This is a genomic window from Nocardia cyriacigeorgica NBRC 100375 (assembly GCF_000308555.1).
In the GTDB taxonomy this organism is placed as follows: Bacteria; Actinomycetota; Actinomycetes; order Mycobacteriales; family Mycobacteriaceae; genus Nocardia; species Nocardia cyriacigeorgica.
Genome location: NZ_BAFY01000108.1, coordinates 1 through 7,840 on the forward strand (window position 1 = coordinate 1; position 7,840 = coordinate 7,840).

The window sequence follows — 7,840 nt, forward strand, 5'->3', positions numbered from 1 at the left end:
TTCACGATAGGGGACCCATACACTGGGTCCCCTATCGTCGTTTGTATGCCGAAATGCTCGGCGAACGCCGAGCGGATGTCAGGAATTCGTGGCCGAGCCACCTATGCGCGCAATTCAGAAAGGGACCACCGTGCCGGAACAGAACGACGGTCGGAAACCCTTCCGCCGCAACGACCCCGAGCGCGGATACGGAGGCCGCGGCGATAATCGGGGCGACCGCGGTACCTCGGGTGAACGCGGCGGTCGGGGCCGAAGCGGAGACGACGACCGCGGAACGAGCCGGCGCGACGATCGCGCCGACCGCAGCAGCGGCGAACGCGGCGGCTTCGCACGCGGTGGACGCGACGCCAGGCAGCCGCGGGAAGGCGGCCAGGCTCGGCGCGGACCGCGCAACGACAGCAGTGACCGTCCCCAGCAGCGCGGCAGCACCTGGAACCGCGGTGACGATCGGGGCGGCTACCGGGACCGGCGCGAATCCGACCGGGGCGGCTCGTCCGAAGGGCGGCCGCAGTGGCGGGATCGCCGCGACGACGCACCCCGGCGCGACACGGGCGACCGACCATGGAACGACCGTGGCGCGGACCGTCGCGGCGGCGAACGGAGCGACCGCGGATCGTCCTCGGGCCAGAACCGGGGTGGATACAGCCGGCCCGGTGATCGAGATGATCGGCGCGGTGGAGACCGGCGGGAATGGGGAACCTCGGGGCAGGACCGGCGCGGATACGGCCGGTCGGGCGATCGAGACGAGCGGCGTGGATCCGACGACCGGCGCCGCTACGACGACACAACCGGTTCATCGGAGCGTCGTGGCAGCCGCGGCGGTTTCGGCAGTGAGCGCGACCGGGATTTCCGTGATTCGCGACCCGGGTCCGGCGGCCGCGGCACCTTCGGCGACCGATCCGGTGGGTTCCGGCGGTCGGGCGATCAATCATCGCGCGATGACCGTCCTCGCGGTGGCGATGACCGATACCGCGGTGAGGACAAAGGCGGATTCCGGCGTTCCCCGGACGAGGCTCGCGGCCGACGTGACGACCGGCCCGGCGGCGGAGATGATCGCTACCGCTCCGACAAGGGCGGCTTCCGGCGCTCTTCGGACGAGTCTCGTGGCGGACGTGATGATCGGACTCGTGGTGGGGACGACCGCTACCGGAGTTCGGACAAAGGCGGCTTCCGGCGTTCCTCCGATGATTCTCGTGGCGGCCGCGACGACCGTAGGGGATCCGACCAGGGCGGTTTCCGTCGCAGCGAGGGCGGGCGGCCGAGTACATCGGGTGACCGTCCCGGCGGCTTCCGCCGCTCAGGAGGCGATCCCCGCGGCGTGAGCGGCGGTGGATTCCGTCGAGGAGAGTCCGAGGGCGGACGTCCCGAGCGCGGATATGCCAAGCGAGGTGACTCGGGAACCCAGAGTCGGCGCAGCGGCGGTTTCCGGCGGCAGGATGACGGTCCGTCGCAGCGGTCCTTCCCGAACGCCGACGCGGGCGATCGTTCCGGAGCCGAACTCGTCGGCGGACGCGGCCGCCCTGACGACTTCGCGCCGATCGACGCAGAAGCTGCTGCCGACAACGATCAGAACCGGGGTGCGGATGCCGGCGCTGCCGGCACCGAGCACGCATACGGAGAATCTTCGCCGACCGGGTCGCCGCTCGCGGCCGAAGGCGAATCGCCGGTCGAGCAAGCAGGCGGCCCCCGCGATCAGTCCAAGGAGCCGGGGGCCGAACCCGCCGAGGCTGCTCGTGTCAGCGACCCCGAGGGTCGCGCCGGTTCGGCGGCTGAGGGGCGGCTCAGTGCGGGCGAAGCGCGGGCCGAAACAGCCGGGTCGGCTCGAGTCGATGACCGTGAGGGTCGCGGCGGCTCGACGGCTGAGGGACAGCTCGGTGCGAGCGAACCGCGGGACGACACGGCCGGGACCGCTCGAGCCGGCGACCGTCGGAGTCCCGCTGGTTCGGCTGACGGCCCACCGGCTCGTCCAGGGGCACCGAGCGTCGAATCGACCGGCACCGCCCGCGCTGACGACTCCCACCTGCGCGGCGACTCGACGTTGGGTGACCAGCCGCCACTGACGGGTGCGGCGCGGGAAGGCCAGGCGCCGACAGAGTCCGGGCACGACTTCCCGGTGTTCAAGTCGGCCGGCTCGGCGCCGCAGACAGCGGATGAGGGCTCATCGTCGGCGGATCCGGTAGTGCGGGCGCACGAGGCGGTGCACGCGGACGATGCGGACCGAGAAACCACCGGCACCGGCACCGCGGCTGACGCGAGCCGAACCGCTGACGGTGTAGACGGTGCGGCGTCGGATCGGCGTGGCGATGCGGATCGTGAGGCCGGACCGGCAGACTTGACCGAAGGTGGCCGCTCGCGCCGGGACATGAACGGTGCGCGCGCCGACGACACTGCCGCCGAACCGCGGTCCTCGATGGCCGCACAGACCGGAGAGCGGGGCGATGTGAGCGACAATGGCGACCGTGGCCGGCGCGAGGGTAGCCGCGGCTGGAACGATCGCGGACCGAAGCGGCGCGATGAGGGCCGTGGCGACCGGCCCGGCGGCGATCGGCGTCGTGGCGGAGACGGGGGACGGGCGCCGGGCGGCCGGATGATGGATCGTCGTCCGCCACGGCCGGAAGAGCCGGACCTGCCCGACGACGTTCAGGCTTCCGACCTCGACACGTCCATCCGACGTGACCTGCTCAGCCTGGACAAGGGCAATGCGGAGACCGTCGCGAGGCATCTGGTGATGGCCGCGCGACTGCTCGACGACGATCCCGGTCTTGCGCTGGCGCACGCTCGTGCCGCGCGGCAGCGGGCCGGCCGCATCGCGGTAGTGCGCGAGACCGCCGGTGTGGTGGCCTATCACGCGGGCGAATGGGCCGAAGCGCTGTCCGAGCTGCGCACCGCGCGCCGCATGTCCGGTGGCTCCGGCCTGCTGGCGGTGATGGCCGACTGCGAACGCGGTCTCGGCCGTCCCGAACGTGCCATCGAACTGGGCCGCAGCGAGGAAGCCAGGGCGCTGCGCGGCGACGACGCCACCGAACTGCGCATCGTGGTGGCCGGTGCCCGCATGGACCTCGGCCAGTACGACCAGGCCGTGGTCACCTTGCAGACCAACGACCTCGACCCGGCCCGGACCGGTTCGGCCGCCGCGCGCCTGTTCTACGCCTACGCCGACGCCCTCGTCGCCGCCGGCCGCACCGATGAGGGCCTGACCTGGTTCCTCAACGCGGCGGCCGCGGACCTCGACGGCGAAACCGATGCCGAGGAACGCGCCGCGGAACTCACCGGCGACGCCTGATTGGAGCGCGGCGTTCCACGGTCCGCCGACCCAGCGGGTGGGCTTGCGGCACCTATGGGACGTCGCAGGCATGTCGGCGACCAATGGTGTCTGGCTCCCGCCGAGCAGCGACGCCACAGCACGGCCCGGGCTGGATCTGTCGGTGCCCGGGCTTACAGTGCGAGCGGCGGTCGGACCGACCGCCGCTGACGCCGGTCGGCCGCGGAGTCGCATGGGGTGGGAGGATTTCGATGGTGACGCTGGATCGGTGCGAGGGAGTGAAGTGATGCGGGTGCGGGACCGGTACGGTGCGCTGCTGCTGGATCTGGACGGGACGCTGTATCGCGGTCCGGTCGTCATCGAGGGGGCGCCGTCGGCATTGGCGGACGGGAACCAGCGGTTGGTGTATGTCACCAACAATGCGAGCCGCGGGCCGGCGGCGGTGGCCGGACATCTGACCGAACTCGGGTTCACGGCCGGTACCGAAGACGTCGTGACCAGCGCGCAGGCGGCCGCACGGCTGTTGGCCGAACGGCTGGAACCGCAGGCACAGGTGCTCGTCGTCGGCACCGACGATCTCGCCGCCGAGGTGAGCGCGGTCGGACTGCGGCCGGTGCGTCGGTTCAACGGTTCGGCACCGGAGGCCGTCGTGCAGGGCCATTCGCCGCACACCGGCTGGCCCGACCTGGCCGAAGCCGCCTACGCGCTGCGCGCCGACGCCCTGTGGATCGCCGCCAACACCGATAAGACGCTGCCGAATGAGCGCGGGCTCGCGCCGGGCAACGGTTCTATGGTGGCGGCGTTGCGGGCCGCTTCCGATCGCGAGCCCATCGTCGCCGGTAAGCCGTACGCACCGCTGCTCGAAGACGCCCTGGTGCGGGCGGGTACCCGGGATGCGCTGGTGGTCGGTGATCGGCTCGATACCGATATCGAAGGGGCGGTACGCGTGGAGCTGGATTCGTTGCTGGTGCTCACCGGCGTCAGCACCTTGGCCGACCTCGCCGAATGGCCCGAGCAGCTGTGGCCCACCTACGTCGCGACCTCCCTGGACGCGCTGAACCAGCCGCCGCTACCCGCGAGTGGCGGTGATCTCGCCGACACCCTGCGCGACAATCCTGGTCGTGCCGTGACGGTACGCGCGTCCCGTTCCGAAATCCGATAGCGTTGTCGCCACGATGAGTACTCCCACGCCCCGTCCGCCTGTGCCCGGCCCCCGTCCCGGCGCGCCGCTGCCCGGTCAGCATCTGCCAGGTGCGCAGGGACGTCCGGAACCGGCCGATCCCGACCGCATCCGCACCGAGATCGACGCACTACTGGACGAACTCGGCGCCGGTGCGGGCCTCGGCGACGGTGATCCGGACAGCGGCACCGACCTCACCCGGCGGGCGCACATCCTGGAACAGGCCCACGAGGTGCTGGTGCAGGCGCTGGCGACGGTGGACAAGATCTGAGGTGGCCAGGCGCGCACGAGTGGACGCCGAGCTGGTACGCCGCGGATTGGCCAGATCGCGAGAACACGCGGTCGAGCTGATCGGCGCGGGCCGCGTCCTCATCAATGGCACCGTCGCGGTGAAACCGGCGACGGCGGTGGAACCCGGAACACCGCTACTGGTGCGGGAAGAGCCGGACGAGGTGTCGTGGGCCTCGCGCGGTGCGCACAAACTCCTGGGGGCGCTCGAGGCGTTCGAACCAGCGGGTCTGAGTGTTACCGGCAAGCGTTGCCTGGATGCCGGCGCGTCGACCGGTGGGTTCACCGATGTGCTGCTGTCCCGCGGGGCTCGGGAAGTGGTCGCCGCCGACGTCGGCTACGGCCAGCTGGTGTGGCGGCTGCAGAACGACGAACGTGTGCAGGTGATGGACCGCACCAACGTCCGCACGCTGACCGCCGAAGTCATCGGCGGACCGGTCGAGCTGGTGGTGAGCGACCTGTCGTTCATCTCGCTCGCGCTGGTGCTGCCCGCGCTGGCCGCCTGCGCGGCGCCGGGTGCGGACCTGCTGCCGATGGTGAAGCCGCAGTTCGAGGTGGGCAAGGAAAGAGTAGGCTCCGGCGGTGTGGTGCGCGATCGGGCACTGCGCGCCGAAGCGGTCCGCGCGGTGGCCTCGGTGGCGGCGGGATCGGGTTTGCGCACGCTGGCGGCGGTGGCCAGTCCACTGCCGGGGCCGTCGGGCAATGTCGAGTATTTCCTGTGGCTGCGCAACGACGGACCCTTCGACTACGACGAAGCGGCGGTCGCGGCTCTGGTCGAACGTGCGGTTGAGGAGGGTCCACAGTGAACGCGCTGACGGGCGAGAGCGGTGGGCGGGAGATCCTGCTGGTCTCGCATCCGGGGCGGGCCGAGATCATCGAAACCTCGCATCGAGTGGCCAAGATCCTCGCAGACGCGGGCATCGGGTTGCGCGTGCTGGCCGACGAGGCCTACAGCACCAAGTTCGAGGCGGATTCGAGTGCCGGCGGCGGTTATCCGGTGCGGGTCGTCGAACACAAGCCCGACGCCGCACTCGGCTGTGAAATGGTGCTGGCCCTCGGCGGCGACGGCACCTTCCTGCGCGGGGCAGAACTGGCGCGCACCGCGTCGGTGCCGGTGCTCGGAATCAACCTGGGCCGCATCGGTTTCCTGACCGAAGCCGAGGCCGAACATCTGGACGAGGCGTTGGCGCAGGTGGTGCGCCGCGACTATCGGGTCGAGCAGCGGATGACGATCGACGTCTCGGTCCGCGTCGACGACGAGGTGGTCGAAAGCGGTTGGGCGCTCAACGAAGCCAGTATCGAGAACGCCGCCAGGATGGGTGTGCTGGAAGTGGTGCTCGAGGTCGACGGCAGGCCGGTGTCGGCATTCGGTTGTGACGGAATCCTCATCGCCACGCCCACCGGGTCGACGGCCTACGCGTTTTCCGCGGGCGGGCCGGTGGTGTGGCCGGAACTGGAAGCGCTGCTGGTCATTCCCAGCAACGCGCACGCCCTGTTCGCCCGTCCGCTGGTGACCAGCCCGGATTCCCGGATCGCGGTCGAATCCGTTGCCACGGGCCACGATGCGATAGTTTTCCTGGATGGCAGGCGCACCCTCGCCCTGCCGAGGGGTGGTCGAGTGGAAGCGGTCCGCGGCGCCGAACCGGTGCAGTGGGTGCGGTTGGATTCCGCGCCGTTCGCCGACCGGATGGTGCGCAAATTCCAATTGCCCGTGACAGGCTGGCGTGGCCGACGGCGAACGGAGAGCACACGTGCTGACAGAGATCAGGATTGACGGACTCGGCGTCATCTCCACGGCGACCGCGCAATTCCATGAGGGCCTGACGGTCCTGACCGGTGAGACCGGCGCCGGAAAGACGATGGTTGTCACCAGCTTGCATCTGCTGAGTGGGGCGCGCGCGGATGCCGGGCGGGTACGGCTCGGCGCTTCCCGTGCGGTGGTGGAGGGCCGGTTCACCATCGATGACGTGAACGAGGCAGCGCGCGCCGAGGTCGCCGAGGTGCTGGAGGCCGCCGCCGCCGACCGTGACGACGACGGCAGCGTGATCGCCATCCGCACGGTCGGCAGCGACGGCCGGTCCAGGGCGCATCTGGGCGGGCGCGGAGTTCCGGCCTCGGTGCTGTCGGATTTCACGGCCCCGCTGCTGACGGTGCACGGGCAGAACGATCAGCTGCGATTGCAGCGCCCTGATCAGCAGTTGAGTGCGCTCGACCAGTTCGCCGCCGATACCGTCGGCCCGCTGCTGCGTAAATACCAGCAGCATCGCCGGGCCTGGCTCGACGCGCGCACCGAATTGCTCGAACGCACCGCGCGCAGTCGTGAACTGGCACTCGAGGCCGACCGGCTCAAGCATTCGCTGGCCGAGATCGACGGCATCGCACCGGAGCCCGGTGAGGACGAACGCCTCGTCGCCGAGATCCGCAGGCTCAGCGACCTGGATTCGCTGCGTGAGGCCGCGTCCACCGCCCACGATGCGCTGGCCGGGCCCGCCGACACCCCGGAGACCAGTTCCGGTGCGCTGGATGCGTTGGGTACGGCGCGATCCCGGCTGGAGTCGGCCGAGGACCCGGCTCTGGCGGCGTTGGCGCCGCGGCTGGGCGAGGCGATCGCGGTGGTGGTGGATCTGATCACCGAGTTGAGCGGGTATCTGTCGGATCTGCCGTCGGATCCGGGCGCGCTGGATTCGATGCTGACGCGTCAGGCCGAACTCAAAACGCTCACCCGCAAATACGCACCCGATATCGACGGGGTGATCGCGTGGGCCGAGGAGTCGCGGGCTCGGCTGGAGTCGCTGGACGTCTCCGAGGAGACGCTCGCCTCGCTGGCCAAAGAGGTCGAGGTGGCCGCGGACAAGGTGCGTGCGGCGGCGAGCAAGCTCACGGCGGCCCGGACCAAGGCGGCGGGCAAGCTCGCCGAGGCGGTGAGCGCCGAGCTGGGCGGGCTGGCCATGGGTAAGGCCCGGCTCGAGGTGGTGGTGCGCCCGGTGCCCGCGGCTCCGCAGGATTCGGCGCCGCTGACCATCGGGGATGCCGAGTTGCATGCCGGGTCGACGGGGGTGGACGAGGTCGAGTTCCGGCTGTCGGCGCATTCCGGAGCGCAGTCGCTGCCA

Annotated in this window: 8 protein-coding genes; 7 read left to right on the plus strand and 1 reads right to left on the minus strand. The window is 70.8% G+C overall.

Annotation, left to right across the window (positions count from 1 at the left end):
• Positions 1-653 precede the first annotated feature (653 nt).
• Positions 654-1,322 carry a hypothetical protein gene (locus RJ05_RS30785; protein ID WP_138445569.1) on the plus strand — a complete coding sequence of 223 codons (669 nt, stop codon included), beginning with the start codon at positions 654-656 and terminating at the stop codon, positions 1,320-1,322.
• On the opposite strand, the gene RJ05_RS30790 is transcribed toward RJ05_RS30785, so the two are convergent.
• A complete protein-coding gene (locus tag RJ05_RS30790) occupies positions 1,298-1,609 on the minus strand; it encodes a hypothetical protein (RefSeq protein ID WP_138445568.1) in 312 nt (103 codons plus the stop codon). The two genes, RJ05_RS30785 and RJ05_RS30790, sit on opposite strands and share 25 nt — an antisense overlap.
• Positions 1,610-2,362: 753 nt before the next feature.
• Between RJ05_RS30790 and RJ05_RS29880 the strand changes: the two genes are divergently transcribed.
• The 6 genes from RJ05_RS29880 to RJ05_RS10135 form a co-directional block, all read left to right on the plus strand.
• Complete coding sequence (locus RJ05_RS29880; protein WP_081597262.1) at positions 2,363-3,283, plus strand: tetratricopeptide repeat protein; 921 nt, start codon at positions 2,363-2,365, stop codon at positions 3,281-3,283.
• Positions 3,284-3,548: 265 nt separating this feature from the next.
• The gene (locus RJ05_RS10115; protein ID WP_036536024.1) at positions 3,549-4,424 is read left to right on the plus strand and encodes an HAD-IIA family hydrolase; all 876 of its coding nucleotides are present in this window, start codon (positions 3,549-3,551) and stop codon (positions 4,422-4,424) included.
• A 13-nt stretch (positions 4,425-4,437) separates the two neighbouring features.
• Positions 4,438-4,713, plus strand: coding sequence for a hypothetical protein (locus tag RJ05_RS10120; protein ID WP_036536026.1), 276 nt, complete (start codon positions 4,438-4,440; stop codon positions 4,711-4,713).
• A gap of 1 nt (position 4,714) precedes the next feature.
• Positions 4,715-5,536, plus strand: coding sequence for a TlyA family RNA methyltransferase (locus tag RJ05_RS10125; RefSeq protein ID WP_036536028.1), 822 nt, complete (start codon positions 4,715-4,717; stop codon positions 5,534-5,536).
• A complete protein-coding gene (locus RJ05_RS10130; RefSeq protein WP_085996191.1) occupies positions 5,533-6,504 on the plus strand; it encodes an NAD kinase in 972 nt (323 codons plus the stop codon). Before RJ05_RS10125 ends, RJ05_RS10130 begins: the two co-directional genes overlap by 4 nt.
• Positions 6,482-7,840, plus strand: a 1,359-nt coding sequence (locus RJ05_RS10135; protein WP_036536035.1) for a DNA repair protein RecN, incomplete at its 3' end; no start/stop codon positions are given. The genes RJ05_RS10130 and RJ05_RS10135, both read left to right, overlap by 23 nt.

Coding starts and splice junctions, on each gene's coding strand:
- RJ05_RS29880 (WP_081597262.1), top strand. CDS start 2,363: ATGAACGGTGCGCGCGCCGACGACACTGCCGCCGAACCGCGGTCCTCG.
- RJ05_RS10115 (WP_036536024.1), top strand. CDS start 3,549: ATGCGGGTGCGGGACCGGTACGGTGCGCTGCTGCTGGATCTGGACGGG.
- RJ05_RS10120 (WP_036536026.1), top strand. CDS start 4,438: ATGAGTACTCCCACGCCCCGTCCGCCTGTGCCCGGCCCCCGTCCCGGC.